Annotated in this window: 23 protein-coding genes; 7 read left to right on the forward strand and 16 right to left on the reverse strand. The window is 71.4% G+C overall.

From position 1 onward, the window contains the following. Window position 1: 1 nt before the first annotated feature. On the reverse strand, window positions 2-997 hold the full coding sequence (locus KF892_04960) for a patatin-like phospholipase family protein (protein ID MBX3624343.1): 996 nt from the start codon (window positions 995-997) through the stop codon (window positions 2-4). 103 nt (window positions 998-1,100) lie between these two features. On the opposite strand from KF892_04960, the gene KF892_04965 reads away from it, so the two are divergent. Further along, the gene (locus tag KF892_04965; GenBank protein ID MBX3624344.1) at window positions 1,101-1,544 is read left to right on the forward strand and encodes a universal stress protein; all 444 of its coding nucleotides are present in this window, start codon (window positions 1,101-1,103) and stop codon (window positions 1,542-1,544) included. Between the two features lie 11 nt (window positions 1,545-1,555). Here KF892_04965 and KF892_04970 read toward each other — a convergent pair whose 3' ends face one another. Beyond that, entirely contained in the window at window positions 1,556-1,948 is a 393-nt protein-coding gene (locus tag KF892_04970) for a TraR/DksA family transcriptional regulator (GenBank protein MBX3624345.1), read from the reverse strand. A 127-nt stretch (window positions 1,949-2,075) separates the two neighbouring features. Here KF892_04970 and KF892_04975 point away from each other — a divergent pair, with 127 nt between their 5' ends. Then, a complete protein-coding gene (locus KF892_04975; protein MBX3624346.1) occupies window positions 2,076-3,356 on the forward strand; it encodes a DUF1298 domain-containing protein in 1,281 nt (426 codons plus the stop codon). Here the strand turns inward: KF892_04975 and KF892_04980 are convergent. Then, window positions 3,339-4,952 carry an AAA family ATPase gene (locus KF892_04980; GenBank protein MBX3624347.1) on the reverse strand — a complete coding sequence of 538 codons (1,614 nt, stop codon included), beginning with the start codon at window positions 4,950-4,952 and terminating at the stop codon, window positions 3,339-3,341. The two genes, KF892_04975 and KF892_04980, sit on opposite strands and share 18 nt — an antisense overlap. A gap of 154 nt (window positions 4,953-5,106) precedes the next feature. Between KF892_04980 and KF892_04985 the strand changes: the two genes are divergently transcribed. Next, a complete protein-coding gene (locus KF892_04985; GenBank protein ID MBX3624348.1) occupies window positions 5,107-6,810 on the forward strand; it encodes an AMP-binding protein in 1,704 nt (567 codons plus the stop codon). A 15-nt stretch (window positions 6,811-6,825) separates the two neighbouring features. Here KF892_04985 and KF892_04990 read toward each other — a convergent pair whose 3' ends face one another. Continuing rightward, a complete protein-coding gene (locus KF892_04990) occupies window positions 6,826-8,403 on the reverse strand; it encodes a diguanylate cyclase (protein MBX3624349.1) in 1,578 nt (525 codons plus the stop codon). Between the two features lie 227 nt (window positions 8,404-8,630). On the opposite strand from KF892_04990, the gene KF892_04995 reads away from it, so the two are divergent. Continuing rightward, window positions 8,631-9,092, forward strand: a complete 462-nt coding sequence (locus tag KF892_04995; GenBank protein ID MBX3624350.1) for a host attachment protein — start codon at window positions 8,631-8,633, stop codon at window positions 9,090-9,092. Here the strand turns inward: KF892_04995 and KF892_05000 are convergent. From KF892_05000 to KF892_05010, 3 genes are all read right to left on the reverse strand, one after another. Continuing rightward, on the reverse strand, window positions 9,016-10,455 hold the full coding sequence (locus tag KF892_05000; GenBank protein MBX3624351.1) for a phenylacetate--CoA ligase family protein: 1,440 nt from the start codon (window positions 10,453-10,455) through the stop codon (window positions 9,016-9,018). The genes KF892_04995 and KF892_05000 overlap by 77 nt on opposite strands. A gap of 26 nt (window positions 10,456-10,481) precedes the next feature. After that, window positions 10,482-10,994, reverse strand: coding sequence for a CBS domain-containing protein (locus KF892_05005; protein MBX3624352.1), 513 nt, complete (start codon window positions 10,992-10,994; stop codon window positions 10,482-10,484). A gap of 100 nt (window positions 10,995-11,094) precedes the next feature. Continuing rightward, entirely contained in the window at window positions 11,095-12,813 is a 1,719-nt protein-coding gene (locus KF892_05010) for a hypothetical protein (protein ID MBX3624353.1), read from the reverse strand. Window positions 12,814-13,277: 464 nt separating this feature from the next. Between KF892_05010 and KF892_05015 the strand changes: the two genes are divergently transcribed. Further along, window positions 13,278-13,724 carry a universal stress protein gene (locus KF892_05015; protein ID MBX3624354.1) on the forward strand — a complete coding sequence of 149 codons (447 nt, stop codon included), beginning with the start codon at window positions 13,278-13,280 and terminating at the stop codon, window positions 13,722-13,724. Between the two features lie 22 nt (window positions 13,725-13,746). Here the strand turns inward: KF892_05015 and KF892_05020 are convergent, their stop codons facing one another. From KF892_05020 to KF892_05055, 8 genes are all read right to left on the reverse strand, one after another. Beyond that, the gene (locus KF892_05020; protein MBX3624355.1) at window positions 13,747-13,938 is read right to left on the reverse strand and encodes a DUF2892 domain-containing protein; all 192 of its coding nucleotides are present in this window, start codon (window positions 13,936-13,938) and stop codon (window positions 13,747-13,749) included. Window positions 13,939-14,024: 86 nt separating this feature from the next. Beyond that, on the reverse strand, window positions 14,025-15,386 hold the full coding sequence (locus tag KF892_05025; protein ID MBX3624356.1) for a sensor histidine kinase N-terminal domain-containing protein: 1,362 nt from the start codon (window positions 15,384-15,386) through the stop codon (window positions 14,025-14,027). Further along, window positions 15,383-16,063, reverse strand: a complete 681-nt coding sequence (locus KF892_05030) for a response regulator (protein MBX3624357.1) — start codon at window positions 16,061-16,063, stop codon at window positions 15,383-15,385. Before KF892_05030 ends, KF892_05025 begins: the two co-directional genes overlap by 4 nt. Before the next feature lie 69 nt (window positions 16,064-16,132). Beyond that, window positions 16,133-16,741 carry a hypothetical protein gene (locus KF892_05035; GenBank protein MBX3624358.1) on the reverse strand — a complete coding sequence of 203 codons (609 nt, stop codon included), beginning with the start codon at window positions 16,739-16,741 and terminating at the stop codon, window positions 16,133-16,135. A 62-nt stretch (window positions 16,742-16,803) separates the two neighbouring features. Then, window positions 16,804-17,613, reverse strand: a complete 810-nt coding sequence (locus KF892_05040; protein MBX3624359.1) for an SDR family oxidoreductase — start codon at window positions 17,611-17,613, stop codon at window positions 16,804-16,806. Further along, complete coding sequence (locus tag KF892_05045; GenBank protein ID MBX3624360.1) at window positions 17,610-18,278, reverse strand: iron-containing redox enzyme family protein; 669 nt, start codon at window positions 18,276-18,278, stop codon at window positions 17,610-17,612. The genes KF892_05040 and KF892_05045 overlap by 4 nt, the downstream gene beginning before the upstream one ends. Then, complete coding sequence (locus KF892_05050) at window positions 18,275-19,705, reverse strand: AMP-binding protein (protein MBX3624361.1); 1,431 nt, start codon at window positions 19,703-19,705, stop codon at window positions 18,275-18,277. Before KF892_05050 ends, KF892_05045 begins: the two co-directional genes overlap by 4 nt. Beyond that, entirely contained in the window at window positions 19,702-20,358 is a 657-nt protein-coding gene (locus KF892_05055; GenBank protein ID MBX3624362.1) for a thermostable hemolysin, read from the reverse strand. Before KF892_05055 ends, KF892_05050 begins: the two co-directional genes overlap by 4 nt. Before the next feature lie 128 nt (window positions 20,359-20,486). Here KF892_05055 and mgtA point away from each other — a divergent pair, with 128 nt between their 5' ends. Continuing rightward, entirely contained in the window at window positions 20,487-23,051 is a 2,565-nt protein-coding gene (gene mgtA, locus KF892_05060) for a magnesium-translocating P-type ATPase (GenBank protein ID MBX3624363.1), read from the forward strand. Between the two features lie 7 nt (window positions 23,052-23,058). Here mgtA and KF892_05065 read toward each other — a convergent pair whose 3' ends face one another. Further along, a complete protein-coding gene (locus KF892_05065; GenBank protein MBX3624364.1) occupies window positions 23,059-23,835 on the reverse strand; it encodes a L,D-transpeptidase in 777 nt (258 codons plus the stop codon). A 184-nt stretch (window positions 23,836-24,019) separates the two neighbouring features. On the opposite strand from KF892_05065, the gene KF892_05070 reads away from it, so the two are divergent. After that, entirely contained in the window at window positions 24,020-24,439 is a 420-nt protein-coding gene (locus KF892_05070) for an Hsp20 family protein (GenBank protein MBX3624365.1), read from the forward strand. Window positions 24,440-24,446: the final 7 nt, after the last annotated feature.

A 24,446-nucleotide genomic window follows, 5' to 3' on the forward strand; every position in this document is an offset into this window, starting at 1 on the left:
CTCAGGCGAGGAAGCTCGCGCCGATCCACCGCAGGTCGGCCTCACGCAGCGTGCGGCGGGCCATCGAGCGCAGCAGCCGGCGCGCCTGCGGCGTGGCGACGTCGATGCCGAGCCCGCCCTCGGGGGGCCAGTCGGCATCGAGCCGCACGTAGCGTTCGCCCAGGCGGTCTTCGACCATCGCCTGCACGTGCTGCTGCTGCACCGAGATCAGCGTGAGCACGAGACGGCCTTCGTTGAGCCAGCCGACCGCGCCGGCGTCGTCGCGCACGCCTTCGGCGGGCCGGTACTGCGCCGCGCCGGTGCCGATGGACAGCATCGAGACCCGCCCGAGGTCGACGCCCATGAAGTGCTCGATCTCGTGCAGCGCCACCTGGTCGGGCGCCACGGCGAAGAGGCCGCCGTCGGCGTAGAGACGCTCGCCGATGCGCTGCGCCGGGAAATAGGCGGGCGCGGCGCTGGTGGCCATCGCCACGTCGACCGCGCGCAGGTCGCCGTCACCCGTCGACGCGGCCGCATGCGGTGTCTTGAAGATCTTGGTGCGGCAGCGGTTCACCTCGACCGCCGGGATCACGAGCGGGTGCAGCGCCTGCGACAGCGTGCGGTCGCCGAGCTCGGCTTCGAGCAGCTGGCGCAGCGCATCGCCCGTGTACTTGGGGCCGAGCACCGAGCGGGTGAGGTCGATGAGCTTGGACATCGGCCCGACGGGCAGCGCCCGCGTGGAGAAGACCTCGGTGCCGTGCTCGTCGAAGAAGCGGACCAGCCGGCTCATCGGCACCTCGAAGGCGAGCGCAAGCCCCAGGATGCCGCCGATCGAGGTGCCGGCGATGAGGTCGAAGCAGCGTGCGAGCGGGCGGCCGGCGCGTGCTTCGAGCGCTTCCAGCACACACGCGGTGTACAGCCCGAGAAAGCCGCCACCGGCCAGCGAGAGCACCTTGAAGGTCTCGCGCCGCGGGGGCTGGGCAGTGGCAGAGGATGGGGGCGGAGAACTCGCGTTCACGGCGCGATCGTGCAGCGCACCTCGCGCCGTGGGCTTGCGCTGCCTCAAGCCGGCGCGCGCGCGGCTGCCCAGAATGGGTTCATCGGATGACGCAACCCCCTCGATGTACACCCATCTCCTCGTGCCGGTCGACGGCAGCAAGACCTCGGAAGCCGGAGTGCGCGAAGCCCTCGCACTCGCCGAAGACCAGGGCGCGGCCCTGCGCGTGCTTCACGTGCTCGACCCGGCAGTGGCCGCCGTCGACATGCTCACCGCCGCCGAATGCGGCAGCGTGCTCGACGACCTGCAGGTGCAAGGCAAGGCGCTGCTCGCCCGGGTCGTCCGGCGCGCTCGCCGCCGCGGGATCTCGTGCGACGCGGTGCTGCGCGAGCGTGGCGACGGCGGCGTGGCCGGCGTCATCCTCGAAGAGGCCGGCAACTGGTCATGCGACCTCGTGGTGATGGGCACGCACGGCCGGCGCGGCCTGCCGCACCTGCTGGGCAGCACGGCGCAGGCGGTGCTGCGGCACACACCGGTGCCGGTGCTGCTGGTGAGACCGCAGCGCTGAAGCGTGCCGGCTCAGGCGCGGTGCGCCGGTGCCCCGGGCCGATGCTCGAATGCCACCTGGCAGTTGGCGCAACGCAGCGCCGCCGGCTGCGCCATCAGCCGCTGCAGCGCGATCGGCTCGCCACAGTCGGCGCAATCGCCGTACACCCCTTGATCGAGCCGCGCGAGTGCGGCGTCGACCTGCGCCAGCTCGTCGCGGTCACGCTGCTCCTGCGCGGCGTCGACCTCGGCCTGCGCAAACTGCGCGGCCCCTTCGGCATGGGTGGTCACCTCGGTGGCCGGCGACGACGACACCGCCGCCTGGCGAGATTGCTCGGCCGCGTGCACGTCGCTCGTCAGCTCGCGGCGGCGGTAGAGCAGCAGGTCGCGCAGGGTGGTGAGATGCGCCTGGGTGGGGACGTCCATGTCGGCTCCTTCAAGTGAATGCCGTCACTGTAGGAAGCACCGGCAGGCAGCACCTTGCGCCCGATCAAGGCACGCGGCGCGGTGCTTCCTACGATGGCCCCGACACGGCACCGAAGGCTCCGACCCGATGAACCCGCTCGACCCGGTAGACGCCGCCTGGCTGCACATGGACGGGCCGGCCAACCCCGCCATCGTGACGATGGTGGCCGTCACCGCCAAGCCGCTGTCTCACGCCCGCGTGCGCAGCGTGCTCGAGCAGCGGCTGCTGTACTTCGAGCGCTTCCGGCAGCGGGTGGCCGAGGGCAGCTGGCCCCTTGCCTCGCCGGTGTGGGAAGACGTGCCCGACTTCGACATCGAGCGCCACCTGCACCGCGCCGCCCTGCCCGCGCCGCACGACGAAGCGGCGCTGCTCGCCTTCGTGAGCCAGCTCGCCAGCCAGCCGCTCGACCACGCCCTGCCACTGTGGCAGGCGCACGTGGTCGACCACGTGGGGCGCGGCAGCGCCTTCGTGTTCCGCTACCACCATTGCATCGGCGATGGCCTGGCCATGATGAGCGTGGCCTCGCGCGTGTTCGCGATGCCGCGGCGCCGCGCGGTGCAGCCCGTGCCGCGGCCGATGGGCGTGCTCGACCTCGTGCTGCAGAGTGCCGCGGCGGTGTCGTCGCTGGCCGGCGTGCTGCTCAAGACGCCCGACCCGCCCTCGCCCTTCAAGGGAACGTTCAGCAGCGGCCAGCAGGTGGCGTGGTCGCGCGGGGTGTCGATCGCCGACGCCAAGGCCATCGCCGCGCCGGCCGGCGCCAAGGTGAACGACGTGCTCGTGGCCGCCGTGGCCGGCGCCCTGCGCCACTACCTGCGGCGCTGCGGCACCGACGTGCAGCAGACGACGCTGCGCGCGATGGTGCCGGTCAACCTGCGCCCACCTTCTCGCATGGGCCTGCTCGGCAACGCCTTCGGCCTGGTGGCGCTCGACCTCCCCGTGTCGGCCGCCACCGCCACGCGCCGCCTCGCGCTCACCAAGGCCCGCATGGACGCGCTCAAGCGCTCGCCGCAGGCGCTCGCCATGCAGGCCCTCTTCGACCTCTTCGGCCGCGGGCCCAAGGCGCTGGAAGACGTGGCAAGCCTCATCTTCGGCAGCAAGGCGAGCGTGGTGCTGACCAACGTGGCCGGCCCGCGCCTGCCGGTGCGCCTGGCGGGGGTGCCGGTCGAACGCATGGTGTTCTGCGTGCCCCACCCGGGCGAAGAGCTGGGCCTGGGCCTGAGCCTCTTCAGCTACCGCGGCCAGGCCTCGCTGACGGTGATGGCCGATGCACGGCTGGTGCCCGACCCGCAGGCCATCACGCAGGCGTTCGAACGCGAGTTCGCCGCGCTGCTGCGCCGCGCGCGCGTGCGCTCAGGCCGCAGCGCCTGAGTGGCCGGGCGCCGGCCGTGAGGCCTGCAGCCGCGCCACCTGGGCGCGCCAGCGGGCGAGCACCTCGGCCACGCCCGCGCCGCGGGCCAGGTGGGTGGTGTCGACGGCGAGCGTCCACGCGGCCTCGTCGGCCGCGGGCGGCTCCTGGCGCAGCAGGTGGCGCTCGAGCACCTCGAGCGTGGCCTCCGACGGGTCGTGGCCGGTGGCCGCGCGCTGCGCCACCCGCTCGCGCAGGCAGCCGAGGTCGGCCGTGCAGTGGACGAGGGTGAAGGGCACGCGCAGCTCGTCGGCCAGGCGGTGGAACATCTCGCGCTGCGCGCGCTCCAGGAACGCCGCATCGACGATCACGCCATAGCCGGCACGCAGCGCCTGCCGGGTGAGGTCGCGCAGGCGGTCGAAGGTCTGCTGGGTCGCGTCGGCCGTGTAGAGGTCGAGGCCGGCCTGGCGCGAGGCCTGCAGCGGCGCGAGGCCGAAGAGCCGCTTGCGCTCGACGTCGGAGCGCAGCCGCACGGCAGGCGCCGCCTCCAGCAGCTCGCCCGCCAGCCATGACTTGCCCGAGCCCGACACGCCGCACATGATGGCCAGACCGAGCGGCGCGGCCGGCTCGAAGGCGAGGCGGCGCGCGCAGGCGAGGTAGTCCACGCCCTCCACCGACGCGTCGGCCGAAGCAGGCGTGAGCCGCGTCACGAGGGCTCGCACCAGCGCGCGGCCCACCTCGTAGAAGCGCAGCACCTCGAGCCCCGCGTGGTCGCCGCGCTGCTGCAGGTAGACGTCGAGCAGCCGCCAGGCGAGGTCGTCGCGGCGGTGCGCCTTGAGGTCCATGGTGGTGAAGGCGATGTCGTCCATCACGTCGATCCAGCGCAGCGCGGGGTCGAACTCGAGGCAATCGAAGGCGGTGACCTCGCCATCGTCGAGCAGCAGCAGGTTGGCAAGGTGCAGGTCGCCATGCCCCTCGCGGATCGCCTGCGCGGCCCGGCGCTGCTCGAAGGCCACCGCGAGCGCCGCGCCCTGCTTCGCCACCCATTCGGCCAGGTCGTGCACCTCGGCGCCGCCGTCGTGCAGCTGCGCGAGCACAGATTGCACGCGGCTGAGCACGGCGGCGGGCGCCCCGAAGCCGGAGCCCGGCACGGCACTCGGCGCCGCCGCATGGAAGGCGGCCAGCCGCCGCGCGAGGCGGTCGACGTGCTCGGGCATCAGGCGGCCTTGGGCGAGCCGCTGCGACCAGAGCGCATCGGCCGGGAAGCGGCGCAGGCACACGGCATGGTCGATGGCCCGGCCCGCACCGCCGAGCACGGGCGCCGCCAGGGTGCCACCCACCGGCACCACGCCGAAATACAGCTCGGGCGCGAGGCGGCGGTTGAGCCGCAGCTCCTCGCGGCAGAAGTGCTCGCGCCGCTGCGGCGTGCTGAAGTCGGCGAATGGGAGGCGCAGCGGCTTCTTGAACTTGTAGACCGTCTGCCGCGTGAGCAGCAGGTCGGAGAGGTGCGTCTCGATGTGCTCGACCGGCGCGCCATCCACCCGCGCCAGCGCCGCCTGCAAGGCCTGGATGTAGGCACGGTGGGCCCTCGCGCGGGCCTGGGCGGTGTCGTCACGCATGGCCCGAGTCTGCTGCGTGCCGGCGGGCCTTGCTTGACATCGCTCAAGCGCCCACCAGAAGAGCGCTTTGCGGCCGGAGATTGAGCAGGCGCAAAGCGCCGCGGCCACACGGCGCTACGGTTGAAACGATCACCACGACCAAGGAGACAGCGCCATGGACAAGCCCTGGATCAAGCACTACCCGCCCGGCGTGCCGGCCGAGATCGACCCGCACCCCTTCCCTTCGCTGGGCGATTTCTTCGACGACTGCTGCCGGCGTTTCGGCACGCGGCAGGCCTTCGTCAACCTGGGCTCGGGCCTGAGCTACGACGAAGCCGGCGAGCTGGTGCTGCGCTTCGCCGGCTACCTGCAAGGGCTCGGCCTGCCCAAGGGCGCGCGGGTGGCGGTGATGATGCCCAACTCGCTGCAGTACCCGATCGCGGTGTTCGGCGCGCTGCGGGCCGGGCTCACGGTGGTCAACGTGAACCCGATGTACACGGCGAGCGAGCTGGCGGTGCAGCTCGGCAACGCGCAGGCGAGCGCCATCGTGGTCTTCGAGAACTTCGCGCACACGCTGCAGCTCGCGCTGCCCCAGCTGCCGACCTTGAAGCACGTGATCGTCACGCAGATCGGCGACCTCTTCCACCAGCCCCGCCGCTGGGTCACCAACTTCGTGGTGCGCGACGTGAAGGGCATGGTGCCGGCGTGGACGATCCCCGGCGCCACGCCGCTGCGCGATGCGCTCGCCATCGGCCACCAGCGCGGCTTCACGCCGGTGCCGGTGACGCCGGGCGACCTCGCGTTCATCCAGTACACCGGCGGCACCACAGGCCGGCCAAAGGGCGCTGCGCTCACGCACGGCAACCTGATGGCCAACGTCGAGCAGACCACCGCCTGGCTGGCCGGCGCGCTGAAGCCCGGCGAAGAGACGGTGATCACCGCCCTGCCCCTGTACCACGTGTTCGCGCTGACGGCGAACCTGATGATGTTCTTGAAGCTCGGCGGCACCAACGTGCTGGTGAGCGACCCGCGCGACATCCCGCACTTCGTGGAGCTGCTGCACAAGACCCGCTTCACCGTGATCACCGGCGTCAACACGCTCTTCAACGCGCTGCTGAACGCCCCGCACTTCGACGCCGTGATCAAGGCCAACGAGGGCGTGCTCAAGCTCAGCGTGGCCGGCGGCATGGCCGTGCAGCGCCCGGTGGCCGAGCGCTGGCAGCAGGCGATGGGCGTGCCCATCGTCGAGGGCTATGGCCTGAGCGAGACCTCGCCCATCGTCTGCGCCAACCCGGTCAACGCGCCCGCCTTCACCGGCAAGCTGGGCCTGCCCATTCCCTCGACCGAAGTGGCCATCATGGATGAGTACAGCCGCCCGTTGCCGATCGGCGAGGCCGGCGAGATCTGCGTGCGCGGCCCGCAGGTGATGCGCGGCTACTGGGGCGCACCCGAGGAGACCGCCAAGGTGTTCCTCGACGGCGGCTGGCTGCGCACCGGCGACATCGGCCGCATGGACGAGAACGGCTACGTGCAGTTCGTCGACCGCGCGAAGGACCTGGTCGTGGTCTCGGGCTTCAAGGCCTACCCCGCCGAGATCGAGGAGGTGGTGCGCAGCTGCCCCGGCGTGGCCGACTGCGGCGTGGTCGGCGTGCCCGACGCGGCCGCCGGCGAAGCGGTGGCGCTCGTGGTGGTGCGCAGCGACCCCGGTCTCACCGAAGAGACCGTGCGCGAGCACTGCCGCCAGCACCTCACCCGCTACAAGCAGCCGTCGATCGTGGTCTTCCGCGACGAGCTGCCGCGCACCTCGTTCGGCAAGGTGCTGCGCCGGCAGCTGCGCGACGACCTGATCCAGCACAGCACCGAAGCGGTGCTGCGCTGAGGCGGCCTTTGTCGCTCAGCGTGCGCTGGCCGAGGCCTCGCGCACGTAGCGGCGCAGCGCCGGCAGGTCGGGGATCTCGATGTTGCGGCGGTTGCCCGAGGCGAAGCGGATCAGGTGCCCCCGCTCCAGCGCCGCCATCGCACGGCTCACCGATTCGAGACGCAGGCCCACGTGGCCGCCGATCTCGGCGCGGGTGGTGGGCAGGGTGATGTGGTCGTTGCGCATGCCGCAGTGGTCGAGGTCGTCGGCCCAGCGGCAGAGGAAGGCGGCCACCCGGCCATCGGCGGGCAGGCTGTGCATGGTGACGACGGCCTCGCGCTCGCGGGCGCTCTGGCGCGCCATCGCGGCGTGCATCGCGCCCAGCAGCTCGGGATGCCGCGCGGCGGCGAGGATCAGGGCGTCGTAGCGCACCGTCCACACCTCGCCGGTGTCGGCGGCCACGGCACTGCAACCGTGGCGGCCGTCGGCGAGGCCGTCGAAGCCGAGCCAGTCGCCCTTGAAGACCATGCTGCTCAGCTCCTCGTGCCCTTCGGCGGTGACGCTCATCAGCTTGCACAGGCCGAAGCGCAGGATGTGCAGGTCGCGGAACCGGTCGCCCGCACGGTAGAGGGTGTCGCCCGCGCGCAGGCGGCGGTTCAAGAGGGGCACCTTGCCATCGAGCAGGCGCAAGGCATCGATGGCCGCGAGTTCGCTCGCGGTGGCCTTCGCCACCCGCGGCGCATCGCCCGCGGCCCAGCGGTAGCGGTCGCCACCCTCGTGCTTGGCTTCGTACATCGCGCGGTCGGCAGCCTCCAGCAGGCTCGCCGCGCTGTGGCCGCCGGCGCGGAAGCGGCAGGCCCCCAGGCTCAGGCGCACCGTGCCGCCACAGGCGGCCGGTGCGCGGCCGGCTTCGACGATCGCGTTCATCACCCGGTCGGTGTCGCCCGCATCGCGCAGCAGCAGCGCAAACTCGTCGCCCCCCCAGCGCGCCACGGTGTCGGCCTCGCGCACGCAGCCGGCCAGGCGTTGCGCGATGTCTTTCAGCGCCTCGTCACCGGCGACGTGGCCGTGGCAGTCGTTGATGTGCTTGAAACCATCGAGGTCGACCATCGCCACGGTGAACGATTCGCCGCTGCGCTCGGCCTGGGCGATGGCGCGTTCGAGGCGGTCGGTGAAGAGCGTGCGGTTGGGCAAGCCGGTCAGGGCGTCGTGCGTGGCCTGGTGCTGCAGCAGGTCTTGCCGCTGCAGCCACTCGCTGACGTTGCGCCCGCATGAGAGGTAGTGGGCGATGCGGCCCGCTTCGTCGAAGAGCGGGCGGATCGACTTCTCTTCGTGGAAGAGGCTGCCGTCGCGGCGGCGGTTCACCAGCACGCCGCGGAACTCCTGCCCGGCGTGCAGGGTGCTCCACATGTCGCGGTAGAACGCATCGGGCTGCACGCCCGATTTAACGATGGCCGGCGTGCGGCCGATGGCCTCGTCTTCACCGAAGCCGGTCATCGTCTCGAAGGCGGGGTTGACGTATTCGATGGTGCCGCCGGGGTCGGTGATGTAGGCCGATTCGCCACTGTTTTCGAGGAGCCAGCTGGCCCGCTCGACGATGTTGTCCTTGCCCATTTCAGTTCTCCTGGCGGTGGCGTTGACGTTTCGCAATCCACTGTAGGAAATGCCGTGCTGCGGAGAAATCCACAAACGATGCAGATGCAGGTACCGGCAAACCGGTATCAGGCCCGCGGCTTGACCTGCGTCAACGCCCGCCGGCACCCGTCGTCGATTGACTTCGCGCAAGGCAGGCGCGCGCGCCCTTCCTAGAGTTGGGTCAGCTTGCAACCTGGAGATGCACGATGAAACACGAACTCACGCTGGTGGCCAACGCCAGCGAAGCCCACCTCTTCTCGCGCGAGTCGCGACATGACCCCCTGATGCCGCTTGCGCTGATGAAGCACGCCGAAAGCCGCGCACGGAGTTCGGAGCTGGAGCCCGACCGCGCCGGCCACGGCAGCAGCGACCGACACCCAGGCGGCGTGGCCTTCGCCCCGCGCATGAGCCGCAAGCGCAAGGAGCACCTGCAGTTCGCCGACGAGATCGCGCAGCGTGTCGACGCCGAACTCGCGAGCGGCCGCTACGGCAGCGTGGTGCTCTTCGCGTCGTGCCCGTTCCTCGGCGAGTTGAGGAGCCGGCTCAGCCCCGCGGCCAAACGAGCCTTGCACGCCTCGGTCGACCTCGACCTCACCTCGTATGGGGTCGACGAACTGGAGCGTCGTGTGGCCGAGGCCTTGCTGCACCACGCCGAGTCGGCGCACTGAGCGCCACCACGCGCTGGATTTTTCCGCCCGGCCCGAGGTGGCGGCGCTGCCCGATGCGGCAGGCCACGCGCACGCCGGGGGCGCCCACGCGTTCGACAAAACCGGCCAGCGCCTGCGACGCCCGCTCGGCCAACGCCGGTGGCACACCCTCGCCGACCAGGATCTCCAGCTCGGCCGGCGCGCGCTGCACCACCTGGAAGTCGACGAGGCCGGCCTCTTCCTCGAGCACCGTGCACACCGCCAACGGCAGCACGCTCACCCGCCGCCCTTTCGAGGCGAGGTGCAGCGTGTCGTCGCGCCGGCCCTGCACGTCGATCAGCGGCAGCGGCGAGCCACAGGTGCAGCGCTCGGCGTGGAGCGCGACGCGGTCGCCCAGGTCGTAGCGGATCAAGGGCTGCACGCGGTTCGCGAGGTGGGTGAGCAGCGTGGTAGCGCCGAGTTCGCCCGCGGGCACCGGGCGGCCGTGCGCGTCGACCGATTCGAGGATCACCCAGTCGCTGTTGAGGTGCAGGCGACCGGCTCTGCACTGCGAGGCGAGCACCAGGAACTCGGACGCGCCGTAACTCTCGACGACGCTGCAGCCGAAGGCCTGCTCCACATGCGACCGCATCGCACGCGACAGCGATTCGCCGCCCGTCCACACCTCGCGCGGCGCCACCGTCAGGCGGCCGGCGCGGTGCTCCTCGGCCAGCAGCAGCGCCGCACTCGGATACGTGGCGACGATGGTCGGCGCGAAGGCGTTCAGCTGCGCCACCAGCTCGGCGGTGGGCTGCAGGAACGACAGGTCGCGGTAGTGGCCGGCCAGCGCGGCGTTGAGCCTTCGCAGGCGGCGGATGGACGCGATGCCGGCGAAGTGCCCGTTGGTCGCACCGACGAACACGATGCGCTCGCCGGTGCACCAGGGGTCGACAAGGCGGCGGGCCGACCACGGCCGGCGTTGCGCTTCCAGCGCGTCATAGACCGCGAGCGCCATGTCGTCCTGCACGAACACACCCGGCTCGCCCGAGCTGCCGGAGCTTTGCCAGACCCTGTAGCCCTGCGGGCCGGGTTCGCCGATGCGGTCAAGGTCGGCCATGAAACGCTGCACCTCGGAGAGGCGCAGGCGCGGGTCGGTGACCCAGTCGTCGAACTGCGCCATGAGGTCACGCTTGTGGGTGACCGGCAGCTCGTGCAGGCTCGCGCGCTCGGGGTCGATGCCCGCGAGCAGGCGGCGGTAGAGCGGAGATGCCGCCTTCGCATGCACCAGCAGGCTGCGCAGCCGCAGCGCCTGTAGCGCGGCCAGCGCCTCGGGGCCGGCCAGCGAGGCCGCCATCACCTGGCTGGCGACGCTGCCCCACAGCCAGGGGTCGATGGGGGGCCACATGCCCGGGGCCACCGCCGTGGTGAGCGTCAGGCGCCCGGCATGCCCGGCGTGCCGTAGGGCAGGAACACCGGCCGCCGTTGCCCGATGCGCGCCTGCCGCTGCGCCGTCTCGCGCACCACGCCCTGGCGCATGGTCATCGCAAGCCCCGCGAGCTGCGCCACCAGAGATTCGAGCAGGTCGTCGAGCGAGACGATGCCGGTGACTTCACCCTGCGATCCCGTCACGAGCAGCCGGCGCACGCCGTGCTTGTTCATCGTGGCGATGGCTTCGGCCAGGTCGGCCTCGCCGCGCACCGACACCAGCGTGCGGCTCGCCACGTCGCCGGCCGTGAGCCCGTCGCTCGCGAGATGCCGGCCCAGCACCTCGACGACGAGGTCGCGGTCGGTCAGCATGCCGATCGCGCGCTCGCCTTCGCCGTCGGCCGCGGTCACCACCAGCGCGCCGACGTGGTGATCGCGCATCAGCGCGGCGGCATCGGCCACCGGCGTGGCGCTGTCGATCGCCAGCACGTCCTGGCGGGAAATGTCTGCAATGCTCATGGGCTCCCCTTCGTCTCTATCTGCGTACAGTCGATCTGCGTTCAGTCGATCCGCAGGTGCGCAAGCATGCGCCCTGCGGGCTGCGCGTGCGTGACGAAGATCAAGAACGGGGCGCGATCGCCGGGCCGAGGGGCACGCGCATCGTGGCGTCGGTGCCACCACCTTCGATCGCACGGATCTCGAACGTGCCCCCGAGGTGCGCGAGGCGCTCCTTCACGGCCAGCAGCCCCAGCCCGCCCTCGTCGCCCATCGGCGTCTCGATGCCGCGCCCGCCGTCCTGCACATGGATGGCCAGGGCCTGGCCGTCTTCCACCAGCAGCGCCACCGACGCTTCCTTCGACTGCGCGTGCTTGGCCACATTGATGAGCAGCTCGCGCACGCAGCGGAAGAGCACCGAGGCCACCTCGTCGGAAAGCGGCTTCGGCTCGCCATCGTCGTGCACCTCGACGGCGAGCTCGTAGTCGTTGAAGAGTTGTTGCGCCAGCCACTCGAGCGCGGGCACCAGGCCCAGCTCGTAGAGCACGGGCGGCGAGAGCTGTGCGGCCAGGGAGCGCGTCGACTGGTCGGCACGGCCCACGAGCCCGGCCAGCTCGGCCGCCATGCGGGCGACCTCGGGGTCGGGGTGGGATTGCAGCCGCGCCAGGCGGATCATGGCGGCCGAGAGCGTCTGCGCCAGGTCGTCGTGCAGGTCGCGGGCGATCTGCTGCCGCTCGCGGATCTCGGCCGCTTCCAGCTCCGCGGCCATGCGCCGCGCATGCTCGGCCAGCCGGTCGCGCTCGCGCGTGGCCTCGCCGGCGAACTGCAAGGCCGTGGTCAGCGTGGCGATCTCGGCGATGCGCGACGAGGCGGGTTGCGGCAGCTCGGCCGGGTGGCCCAGCGCAATGCCCTGGGCCGCCGCCGCCAGGCGTTTGATCGGCTGCGTGATGCGCCGGCTCAGCACGATGGCCACGGCGCCCGCCAGCCCGAGGACCGACAGGCTGACGAAGGCCGAGGCCCACAGCGCGCGGCGCATCGGGCGTTCCACCTCGGACGCCAGCACGCCCATGCCGACCGTCCACCCGCTCTCGGGCAGGCGGCGATGCGCGGCATAGACGCCGTCGCCTTCGAGCGTGGTGGTCCGTGAGAGGCCCTCCGGGGCCGAGGTCACCGAGTCGATGTAGTCCTGGCGAGCCCGCTGCCCGACCCATTTCGAAGGTTCGCGGTTGCGCGCAACGATGAGGAAGTCATGCCCGATGACCGACGCCGTGGCCGACCTGAAGTCCTTGTCAACCGACGAGAGGATGTCGCCGAAGGTCGCTGGCCACAGGGCGGCGCCGACCAGGTAGGTGGACTTTCCGCTGCTCCTGCGAGGCACCACGACGGTCACGTTGGGCATGCCGGAGTAGCGGCCGACGATGATGCTCGACACCGCCGGCTTGCCGCTCACCAACGCCTGCCTCACATGCGGCCGGTCGCCGATGTCGGGAAGCGTCGTGCCAAGAGGGGCCAGCAGGTTCATGAGCTGGTGGCCTTGGTCATCGGTCAGCCAGACGGTGAGCCAAGGCATCTGGCCCATCGAGGCGCGCGCCTCCTCGTAGAACTCCGCGACGTCACCCGCGTCGAGCCGGGGAGACGCCGCCAGCACGCTCAGCGCGGCGATGCTGCGGCTCAGCTCGTGATCGACGGCGGTGGCCAGGGTCTTCGATGTGTCGACCAGCCTGGCTTCCACGGCCACCCGTTGCCGCCTGGCGCTGCCCACCGCCTGCACCGTGGCCAATACAGCAAGCGGCAACACGGCCCCCACGACGAGGGTCAGCAGGTAGGTACGAAGAGGGCGCATCGGACATCGCAAGAAACCACCGACATTGGGCCGCGGAGCAACCCACTTCGGGTTGCGCCCTGTCAAGCCGGAAGATGACGGCGATCACGGATTTGATGGATCGCAAAGCGCGCGACGCCTATGGGGCCACAGTGGCTGCACCGACAAGGGCTGCGCGACGCGCGGCACTCGAGCACCGAAAGGGAACGCCATGCGCCCAGTCACGAACATCGCCACCACCGGCCACGCCGGATGAAGGCTCCCCACATGCTGCGCTGGGTGATGCTGGCAGGCGGCCTGCTCGTCGTCGTCGCGCTGCTCGCGGCCTGGGCCATCGTGCTGTTCCTGGCCTCTCGCGATTGAAGGCGCCCACCGCCTTCCATGCGAATTCGCAAGACGCCACGCCACGACACCGAAAGAATCCACGAGCCCCCATGCCGAGGCCGGGCGGGGGCCCATCGTTGCCTGGCCGCACGGAGGTTCACATGTACGACAAGATCCTGGTTCCCATCGACGGCAGCGCCACCTCCAAGCGGGGCCTGAGCGAGGCGATCGAGCTCGCCCGGCAGCTCAAGTCGAAGCTGGTGCTGCTGACAGTGGTGGACGACTTCCCGATGACGGTGGAGATGGCGTCGGTCTCGGCCTTCAACGAGACCCGGGCGATCCTGGTCGAGCACGGCAAGACGGTGCTCGAAGAGGCGCGCAAGACCGTGGGCGATGCAGGCCTCGCGTGCGAGACGGTGCTGAGCGAGGTGATGTCGCAGCGCCCCGCCGATTCGATCGTGCAGGAAGCGGGCAAGCGCGGCTGCAACCTGATCGTGATGGGCACGCATGGGCGGCGCGGCTTCAACCGCCTGGCGCTCGGCAGCGATGCCGAGCTGGTGCTGCGCGAAGCGCCGGTGCCGGTGCTGCTGGTGCGCAGCACGCGCTGAACAGCCCTGCGGGCGCGAAGCCCTACTTCCCGAGGCTGCAGGTGTTGATGCCGAGCACGCGGTAGAGCGGGCACCAGCCCATGGCCGCCGTGACCAGCGGCACCACGCCGATCCAGCCCCAGGGGCCGATGGCACCGGCCAGGGTGGCGCCGATGAGTGCCACGCCAGCGATGGCACGCACGGCGCGGTCGAGGTTTCCTTCGTTGCGGGTCATGGGGATCTCCTTGCGTCGCGAATGGTCAGATGCCGAGCATGCGCTTGGCGAGGCCAGCACGCATGACGCAGATCAAGGTCGCGCGCTCAGGCGGCGAAGCGCACCCGGGCGCTGAAGCCCCTGCCACCCTGCTGCGGCCCCACGCTCACGGCCAGGCCATGCAGGGCCGCGATGCGGCTGGCGATCGAGATGCCGAGCCCGCTGCCTGACTCGGCTTGACCCTCGATGCGGTGGAAACGCTCGCCGAGCCGCGCGAAGTGCTCGGGCGGAATCGCGGGCGATTCGTTGTCGACGGTGAGGCCGGTCTCGGTGAAACGGATGCTCACCGTGGAGTGCTCGGTGGCGTAGCGCACTGCGTTGTCGAGCAGGTTGCGCAGCATCACTGCCAGCAGCGGCATGTTGCCGAGCATGGGCAGCGCGCGCCGGTCGTCGGGCGGCCACTCGCAGGCGATCTCGATGTGGCGCCGCTCGGCGAGCGGCAGGCAGTCGGCCACCACCTCTTCGACGATGCTGCGCCAGTTGATCTCGTCCTTCGCAGGCGCGGCACTGCCGGGGCGCACCGACTCCACCCGCGCGAGCATCAGCAGCTGGGCCACGAGCCGGTCCATGCGGTCGAGCCCCGAGGCCAGCCGCTCCTCGGCATGTGCACGCGCCGGGCCGGGCGTGGCGCGGCGCACCACGTCCCACTGCGCCCGCAGCGCTGCGAGCGGCGTGCGCAGCTCGTGCGCGGCGTCGCCGGTGAAGCGCCGCTCGCGCGCGAGCACGTCGGCCACGCGCTTGAAGAGGCCGTTCATCGCGGCGAGCAGCGGCAGCAGCTCGCCGGGCTGGCGCTCGGTGGCGATGGGCGTGAGGTCGTCGGCGCCACGGTGGCCGATCTGGTGCGCCAGGTGCTGCATGGGCGCGAGCGCCCGCCGCACCGCCCACGCCATTGCACCGATCAGCACCGGCAGCATCACGATCCATGGGAAGAGCTGGCTCAGCGTCACGTCGTACACCAGCTCGTCGCGCTCATGGTCGAGCTGGCCCGCGGCCACGTGCCACGCGCCCGAGGCGGAGCTCAGGTAGTACACGCGCCACACCTCGCCGCCGTGGGTCTCGTCGACGAAGCCGTTGCGGCCGGGCTTGTATTCGAGGCCGTTGCCGTCGTGGTCGAGCACGCGGCGGCCGTTGCGGTCCCACACGGCGATGGCGAAGTCGTTCAGCTCGGCGGCGCCGCCGCTGGCGTCGCCCGTCTTCGGCATCTTGGGCAGCTCGCCGAACGAGACGCGGCTCGCATCGCCATCGGCCGGCAGCAAGGCATGCACCTGCCGCACCAGGCGGATGAGTTCGGTGTCGAAGAGTTCATCGACCTCTTCGCGTGCCCGGTCGAACGAGATCGCAAACGCCACCACCCACACGAGCGGTGCGCACAGCATCAGGTAGACGAGCAGGCGGCGCTGCAGCGTCATGGCGCTTCGGGCTCGGCCGTGCCGAGGGCATAGCCCACGCCGCGCACCGTGCGCACGACCGAGGGCCCGAGCTTGCGCCGCAGGTGGTGGATGTGCACCTCCAGCGAGTTGCCCTCGGGTTCGTTGCGCGACCAGTCGTAGAGCTTTTCCAGCATCGCCGCCTTCGACAGTACCCGGTGCGGGTTCGACATCAGCACCTCCAGCACCGCGGTCTCGCGCGCAGTGAGCTCGACCGGCCGGCCGCACCACTCGACGGCACGCGACGACGCGTTGAACGAGAGCGCGCCGTGCTGCCACACCGATTGCGCGCGCCCACCGGCGGCACGGCGGCCGAGTGCGCGCAGCCGGGCGCCGAGTTCGTCGATGGTGATGGGCTTGACGAGGTAGTCGTCGGCGCCGGTGTCCAGGCCTTCGATGCGCTGCTCGACCGCGTCGCGCGCGGTCAGCACGAGCACCGGCACGGCGATGGCGCGCCGCCGCCACTCGGCCAGCCACGACAGGCCGTCGCGCCCGGGCAGGCCGAGGTCGAGCACGACGGCGTCATAAGGCGCCACGCCAAGGGCGTTGTCGGCCTCGGCGCCGGTGGTGAACCAGTCGACCGCATGGCCGAGCTGGCGCAGGCCCTCGGCCAGCGCCTCGCCCAGCGGGCCGTCATCTTCCACCACCAGCACACGCATGCTCACCTCGCAGAGAGTCTTCGCGAGGCGCAGTGTAAGCAGAGCCCCGCGCCGAGCGGGCCTCGTGCGTCAATGCGCACGGGCGCGTTCGAGCAGCTCGCGGGCCTCGGCACGGCGGCCCTCGTCGGCCACCTGGCGGCCCGGGCGTGCGGGTGCGGCCAGAGCACGCTCGAGGTAGGCCACGGCATCGCCGCGGCGGCCGGTCTCGACGAGGTACTCGCCATAGAAGTAGTTGGCGTCGATGCCGTTCGGGCTGATCGCGAGCGCCTTCTGCAGCAGCTCGCGCGCCTTGGCCTTGTCGCCGAAGCCGATGGGCCAGCCGGGCACCTTGTAGTAGAGGACGCCCAGGCTGTTGTAGGCCGAACCTTCGAGCACGCTGCCTTCGATGCGGATCGCGTCTTCGTACAGCGACTTGGCCTTCTTCACCAGGCCGAGCGCACCCAGGCCGCCCTTCTCGCCGGCCAGCGAGCTGACCACGATGCCTTCCCACACCAGCGGCTCGCTGCGCTGCGGCTGCGCTTCGCTCAGGCGGTGGGCCTTGGCGGCCAGGTCTTCGAAGAGGCGCACGCGCTCGGCGGCCGGGCGCTGGTAGCGGATCTGCGCCCACTCGCGCTGGATCTCGGCCACGCCGTCTTCCACCGGCCCGGCCGTGGCGGCGCGGGTCGGGGCGATCGTCATCAGGAGGCACAGGGCGAAGGCGCCCATCGCGCCGAAGGTCAGTTTGTCCATCGGGTCACTCTCTATCGGTTGCGGGGTTGGAGGCTGTCGCGGTGCTTGCGGAAAGCACCGTCGAGCCAGGAACTCGCGAGGCCGTTCAGGCGCACCGCGATCACTTCGGGGAAGCCGACGTAGCGCTCGGCCCGCTCGCTCTCCAGGAGCGCGAGCAACGCGTCGGCCACACGCTCGGGCGTGTCGAACTTGGCGCCGGTGTCATGCATGTAGGCCTCGGCGCGGGCGTCGTTGAAATTCGTCTGCGTGCTGCGCGGGCCGAGGTACTGCACGCGCACCGGCGTGCCGGCCAGCTCTCGGCGCAGCGCTTCGGCGAAGCCGCGCAGGCCGAACTTGGTGGCGCTGTAGGCCGCGAAGCCCGGCAGGCCGAGGCGGCCGAGCGCCGAGCCGATGCAGATCACCTGCGCCTTCGCGCGGGTGCGCAGGTGCGGCAGCAGCGCCTGCGTGAGCTGCATGGGCGCGATGAGGTTGGTCGCCACGAGCGTGTTGAGGCGCGTGGCCTCCAGCTCGGCGATGGGGCCGAAGGCGGGCACGCCCGCGCCGTGCACGAGCACGTTGCAGCGCCATTGGGCGGCGTCGTCGGCCAGCTGCGCCAGGGCCTTGGGGTCGGTGAGGTCGGCCACACGCCAGGCGAGGCGTTTCTCGTCGGTGGGGTCGGCGCCCACCGAAGCGGCGAGTTCACGCGCGAGGCTCGCGAGCCTCGCGGCCGAGCGGCCCACCAGCATCACCGAGGCGCCCGAGCGCACGAGCCGCGCGGCCACGGCCCGGCCGATGCCGCCGGCAGCCCCCGTGAGCAGCACGCGGGCCTCGCCGGCCTTCATGCCACCACCTCGGCGCGCGGCATGGGCAGGCTGCGGAACACGTCGCCGTAGAGCTTGAAGAACACATTGGCTGCGTGCAACACAGCCGCGCGGTCGGCTTCATCGTCGAGGCCGTCGACCAGCATCGCGTAGTGGTCCACGTGCTCGCGGTCGAGCGTGCCGTGCGAGCGCAGGTAGCTGAAGGCGCTGTCGGGCAGGCCGAGCGCCTGCTGGATCTGGTCGGCCGCGGCGAGCGCGAGCGACACGCTGGTGCCTTCGAGCACGTAGACCATGCCGAGGAACATGAGCGGGTGGCGGCGCGCGATGGCGTCGTAGGCGTAGGCCACCATCACCTCGGTGGCCTGGCCCGGCTGCCCGTGGCGCACCGCTTCGGCATCGCCGCCCGCGGCGCGGATGTCGTCGAGGATCCACTCGTCGTGGCCGGCCTCTTCGGCGATGTACTCGTCGAAGGCGGCGCGCATCCAGTCGAGCCGCGGCGGCAGCGCGGCGCGGCAGGCTTGGAGCAGCGGCACGGTGTGCCGCACGTGGTGGTAGGCCTGGGTGAGGAAGGCGAGGTAGCTGGGCAGCGACACCTCGGCCTTCAGGCAGCCCTGGATGATGGGCGCGGCCAGCAGCGTGTTGCGGGCGGCGGCCGTGTCGGCGGCGAGTCGTTCGTAGAAGCTCATGTCGGTTCGTTTGAAAGCTGTGAAGAAGAGGCGTGGCGCTGCTCGATCGCATCGCGCCGCGGGCGGCCGTTGGCGGTGGCGAAACCAGAAGCGGCATCGAAAGGCGCGGCGCCGCGCACCCAGCGGCCGATGCGCGCGTAGTCGGGCAGCGTGGCGTTGGCGGCGGCCACGGCGCGCTCGAGCGTGGCGTCGTCGGCGCGCGGGTCGACCGGCCACAGCACGGCCCACAGCTGCGGCTCGCCCTCGCCGAAGACCACCGCCTGCAGCACCGCGGGCTCGTCGCGCAGCACCGTCTCCACCCACTCGGGCGACACGTTGCGCCCGAAGGCCGTGATGAGCACATGCTTGCGGCGCCCCTGCAGGTGCAGAAAGCCGTCGGCGTCGATCGAGCCGAGGTCGCCGGTCGCAACCCAGGCCTCGGTCATGGCGGGCCCGCCCACGTAGCCGAGGTAGAGCGAGCCCGCAACCTCGACCTCGCCGCCCGCGCCGATGCGCAGTTGCGCATGCGGCAGCGGCCGGCCGGCGCTGCCGGGTTTGTCGGCACCGGGGAGGTTGAGCGTCTGCACCGAGGCCGCTTCCGAGAGGCCGTAGCCTTCGTAGGCCGGCAGGCCCACGGCCCGCGCCATCGCCAGCAGCTTCGGGCCGACGGCCGCACCGCCCACCGCGACGAAGCGCAACGCTTCCGGCGCGCGCTGGCGCGTGGCGTGCAGCCAGCCGGCCCAGGCGCGCAGCATCTGCGGCAGCAGCACCAGGCTGTGCGGCTGGTGCAGGCGCACCGCGCGGTCGAAGGCGCCGGGGTCGAAGCTCGACGAGCCGGTCAGGCCCAGCTCGCGCAGCGGCCTCACGATGCAGGTCGCGCCCGCGGCAAACGGGGCGAGCACGCCGGCGATGTTTTCCAGCAGCACCGGCAGCGGCAAGGCGCACAGGTGGCGCGTGATGCCGAGCGGCTGCAGGCGCTCGGCCAAGCCCAGGCCCACGCGCTGCATGGCGGTTTCGCTCAGGCACACGCCCTTCGGCGTGCCGGTGGTGCCCGACGTGAAGGTGATCTTCGCGGTGCCGGCCGGGAGCGGCACCGCCGCCGCGGCGTGGCGCGCGAGGCGCAGGGGGCGGCCGGCCACGGTGAAGGTGTCGGCAGCCTCTGCCCCCACCTCGGTGACGAGCGTGCCCACGCCTGCGGCCATGAGCGCGTGCTGCACCTGATCGGGCGTGAAGAAGGCCGGCAGCGGCACGTGCACGAGCCCGGCGCGCACGCAGGCGCGGTCGAGCACCACCCACGCAGCCGAGTTGTCGAGCAGCGTCGCGAGTCGCCCTTCGATGCCGCGCGACTGCAACTGCGCGGCACAGGCGGCGACGGCTTCGTCGAGCTGCGCGCCCGTCCAGCGCACGCGGTCGTCTTCAAGCGCCCAGTGATCGGCACCCACGTTCATGGCTGGCCCTCCGGCGTAAAAAACGGCAGCGGCTCGTCGGGGGTGCGGCGCTGGAGCGCGCCGTCGAGCCGGCTGATCGCCTGCGGCAGGTGGCCGGCGAGGATCACCGGCTCGTGCTCGTAATAGCGGCCCCAGTGGTGGCGCTCGTCACCGAGCTTGTGCGGGTCGGCTGCACCGAGCGCGAGCGGCGTGATGCCCAGGCGCAGGAAGAGCGCCCGCAACTCGCGCGTGACGGTGCTCACCACCCAGGTGTAGCCCTCGTCCACCAGGTGCTGGGTGAGGCAGTGGATGAGGCGGCGCCCTTCTCCGGCGCGCGTGGCGGCAAGGTGGCCCACTTCCACGATCTGCGCGCGGGGCACGGGCTCGCCGGCCGTCTGGGGCAGGCAGTGTTCGATGGGGCGGCCGAGGTAGCGTTCGAGGAAGAGCGGCTCGTCGCGTGCGGCGCGGTAGCCGGCCGCGGCGACCACGCCACGCGGGTCGGACAGGCTCGCGAGCACCGGCGTGAAGGCCGGGGGCTGCGCGCCGTAGCGGTGGTCGTAGACGTTGCGGATCAGGGCCTCGACCGCCGCGCGTCGCGGTGAAGCCGGTGCGTGCAGTTCCAGACGGCAGGTGTGCGTCTCGGTTGAAGCGTGGTGTAAGCGTCGCGCATGCATGATGGGGGGTCGGTGGCACAAGGGATCACCTTGCTGACCGGCATGGTCGGCCGGCTCGTTTAACGGCCGCTTAAGTGGCCGCCCGGGCCGGCGCGCCGCTTGTGCCCGAACGTGACATGCGACAACAAATGCATCCGCACGCGAACCCATCAGCACCGCCGACCGCCGAGCAGCCCGACTGGAGCCTGCCGGCCGACGAGCTGCTGCAGCGCCACGCCAGCCGCCGCACCGGCCTGGCCACCGCCGACGCACAGGCCCGCCTGCAGCAGCACGGGCCCAACGCCATCGACGAACGCACGAGCGTCGCGCTCTGGCGGCTGGCCTTGCGCCAGGTGTCGAGCCCGCTGGTGCTGATCCTCGTGATCGGCGGTGTGATCTCGGCGCTGCTCACGAGCTGGGCCGACGCGGCCACCATCCTCGCCATCGTGAGCGGCAGTGCGGCGCTCGGGTTCTGGCAGGAGCTGCGAGCCTCGCAGGCGGTGGAGAGCCTGCGCCAGCGCCTTGCGCTCACCGCACGCACCTGGCGCGACGGCGCCCCCGCGCGCTTGCCCGCACGCGAGCTGGTGGCCGGCGACGTGGTGGAGCTGAGCGCCGGCAACCTGGTGCCGGCCGATGGTGTGGTGCTAGACGCGCGCGACTTCCTCGTCACCGAGGCCAGCCTCACCGGCGAGACCTTTCCGGTGGAGAAACACGCCGGCCCGATCGACGCTCGTGCCGCCTTGCGCGAACGGACCAACAGCGTCTTCCTCGGCAGCTCGGTGCGCAGCGGCTCGGCCACGGTGCTGATCACACAGACCGGCGAGCGCACGGTGCTCGGCGAGCTGGCCTCGGGCCTGCGGCTGCGCGAGCCCGAGACCCGCTTCGCGCTCGGCACGCGCCGCTTCGGCGAGATGCTGCTGCGGGTGATGTTCGTGGTGGTGATCGCGGTGCTGGCGATGAACCAGTGGCTCGGCCGCCCGCTGATCGACTCGCTGCTCTTCGCGGTGGCGCTGGCGGTGGGGCTCTCGCCCGAGCTGCTGCCGGCCATCGTGAGCGTGATGCTCGCGCGCGGCACGCGCAAGCTTGCCGCGCAAGGCGTGCTCGTGCGCCGGCTGGAGGCGATCGAAGACCTGGGCGGCATGAACGTGCTGTGCACCGACAAGACCGGCACCCTCACCCAGGGCGAGATGACGCTCGACGCGGCTGTCGACCCGCAAGGCGCCGCCTCGCCGCAGGTGCTGCAGTGGGCCTACCTCAACGCCGCCTTCGAGACCGGCATCGAGAACCCGCTCGATGCCGCACTCGTGCGGGCCGGCGAGGCGCGCTCGCTCGGCACCACCGGCTGGCGCAAGGTCGACGAGATCCCTTACGACTTCGTGCGCAAGCGTCTCACCATCGTGGCCTGCGACGAGCGCGACAGCACGCGCTGGATGGTGGTGAAAGGCGCGGTGGCCCAGGTGCTCGACTGCTGCAGCCATGTGGCGGCAGCCGAAGGCGCGGTGGCGCTCGATGCCGCCTGGCGCGCCCGGCTCGATGGCTTCGTGCAGGCTCAGGGCGAAAGCGGCCTGCGCGTGCTCGCCCTGGCCACCCGCCGCATCGAGCAAGACAAGGTGACCCTGGCCGACGAGCAGGGCCTCACGCTGCAAGGCTTCCTCAGCTTTGCGGACCCGCCCAAGCCGAGCGCGGCGCAGGCGCTGCAGCAGCTGCGCCGCCACGGCGTGCAGGTGAAGATGATCACCGGCGACAACCGCCACGTGGCGGCCCACGTGGCGGAGCAGGTCGGGCTCGACCCCAAAGCCATGCTCACCGGCGAGGCCATCGCCGGCCTGCGCGACGAGTCACTCTGGCACCTCGCGCCGCGCACCGATCTTTTCGTGGAAGTCGACCCGTCGCAGAAGGAGCGCATCGTGCGCGCCTTGCAGCGCACGCGGCATGCGGTGGGCTTCCTCGGCGATGGCATCAACGACGCGCCGGCCCTGCACGCGGCCGACGTGGGCATCTCGGTCGACCAGGCGGTGGATGTGGCGCGCGAGAGTGCCGACATCGTGCTGCTGCAGCCGGATCTCGGCGTGCTCTGCCGCGGCGTCGAAGAAGGCCGGCGCACCTTCGCCAACACGCTGAAGTACATCTCGCTCACGATCAGCGCGAACTTCGGCAACATGGTCAGCATGGCGCTGGCCACGCCCTTCCTGCCCTTCCTGCCGCTCACCGCCACGCAGATCCTGCTCAACAACTTCCTGTCGGACCTGCCGGCGATGGCCCTGTCGACCGACCGCGTCGAAGCCTCTCAGCTGCGCCGCCCCCGCGCCTGGAAGATGGCCTCGCTTCGGCGCTTCATGCTCGTCTTCGGGCTCACGAGTTCGGTGTTCGACATGATCACCTTCGCGGTGCTGCTGTGGGTGCTGGCGGCCGACGAGGCGGTGTTCCGCACGGCGTGGTTTCAGGTGTCGCTGCTCACCGAGCTGGCGGTGGTGCTGGTGTTGCGCTCGCGCGAGCCGGCGTGGAAGAGCCCGCCCGCGCCGATGCTCGGCGGCGCGCTGCTCGCCGTGGCGCTGGTGGCGCTCGCCCTGCCCTACAGCGGGCCGCTCGCGGCGTGGCTCGGCTTCGTGCCGCTGCCGCTGGGCACCTCGGCCGCCGTCGCAGCGATCGTGCTGGCGTATGCGGCCAGCACCGAACTCGTGAAGCGCTTCGGGCTCGCCAAGGTGCCGCCCTGAGGCGCGCTCAGCGTGGTGTGGCCCAGGCCGGCCGCGCCAGCGCTTCGGAGTCGATCACTACCAGCCAGCGGCCGGCTGCGGCGTGGCGGCGCCGGTCGGCTCGCAGCACCCACAGCGTGCGGCCGGCGTCGAGCGCCTCGTCGTAGTCGGCGTCGAGCAGGCCGTTGAGGTCGAGGAACTCGTTGAGCGTGGCCGGGATGCGGATGCAGCCTTTCGACTGCGCCGTGCCGAGGCGCGGCTCCAGCACGTCGGGGTCGGTGGCGTGCACCTGCAGGCGCATCACGCTCCAGGCACGGTCGCCCCAGCCCTTGGGCGCGGCCACCCAGCCGAAGTCGAAGATGCGCATGCCGCGCCGGCCGTAGCCGCGGATGCCCAGCTCGTTGCGCGTGCCCTCGGCGCGGAAGTCGGGGTTGGCGAGCGAGTGCTCGAAGACGCCCAGCGGCGTCGTGAAATGCTCGAAGCGCCCCGGCAGCCCGGTCGAGACCGGCGCCGCGCCGACGAGCGACCACCCCGTGGTGCTGGAGCCCCACAGCACGAGCACCGCCTGCACGGCGGGCGAGCGGTCGACCAGCAGCACGAATTGCTCACGCAGCAGCACGAGGTCGTGCGTGGCGAGCGCGTCGTCGAGCAGCACGCCGTAGGTGGCGACCACGATCTCGGGCGGGTCGAGTGCCTTCGGCACCGACGCGGCGAACTCGCGGCGAAGCGGGGCTTCTTCGGCAGCGGCCCCAAGCGTGAGCGCCAAGAACACAACTGCCAGGCAGGAAGACAAGGTGGGTCGCATGGGGGCCACTGTCGCGCAGGCCCGTGACGCTCCGCTTGCCCGGCATCAAGCCCATGCACACGACCGACCGGCTTGCGCCACCTTGACGAAGCGCAACTTCCTGCCGCGCGAGTTGCCGAAAGATTGTGGTTCCGCAGGGCGCCGCACGCCCGCGCGGCTCACCCATTCAACCCAGGAGAGCGAGATGAATGCACTGACCCGCTTCGAGCGAATGAACGATTTCTTCCCCGACTTCTTCCGCGGCTTCCCGCGCGCCCTGCGCCTGGCCGAGGGCATGCCCAACGACATCCGCATCGACGTCTCCGAGACCGACAAGCAATACGAAGTGCGCGCCGAGATTCCCGGTGCGCGCAAGGAAGACATCAAGGTCAACGTCAACCACAACTTCGTGTCCATCAGCGCCGAGATCAAGCGCGAGAAGGAAGAGAAGCAAGGCAAGCGCGTGTTGCTGACCGAGACCTACACCGGCATGGTGTCGCGCGGCTTCACGCTGGAGCACGAAGTCGACGCGAAGGAGGTCTCGGCCAAGTTCGAAGACGGCGTGCTCAAGCTCACGCTGCCCAAGCTCGAAGGCAGCGGCAGCCGCACCATCGCCGTCAAATGAGTCTTCC

The sequence above is a fragment of the Rhizobacter sp. genome, assembly GCA_019635355.1.
In the GTDB taxonomy this organism is placed as follows: Bacteria; Pseudomonadota; Gammaproteobacteria; order Burkholderiales; family Burkholderiaceae_C; genus Rhizobacter.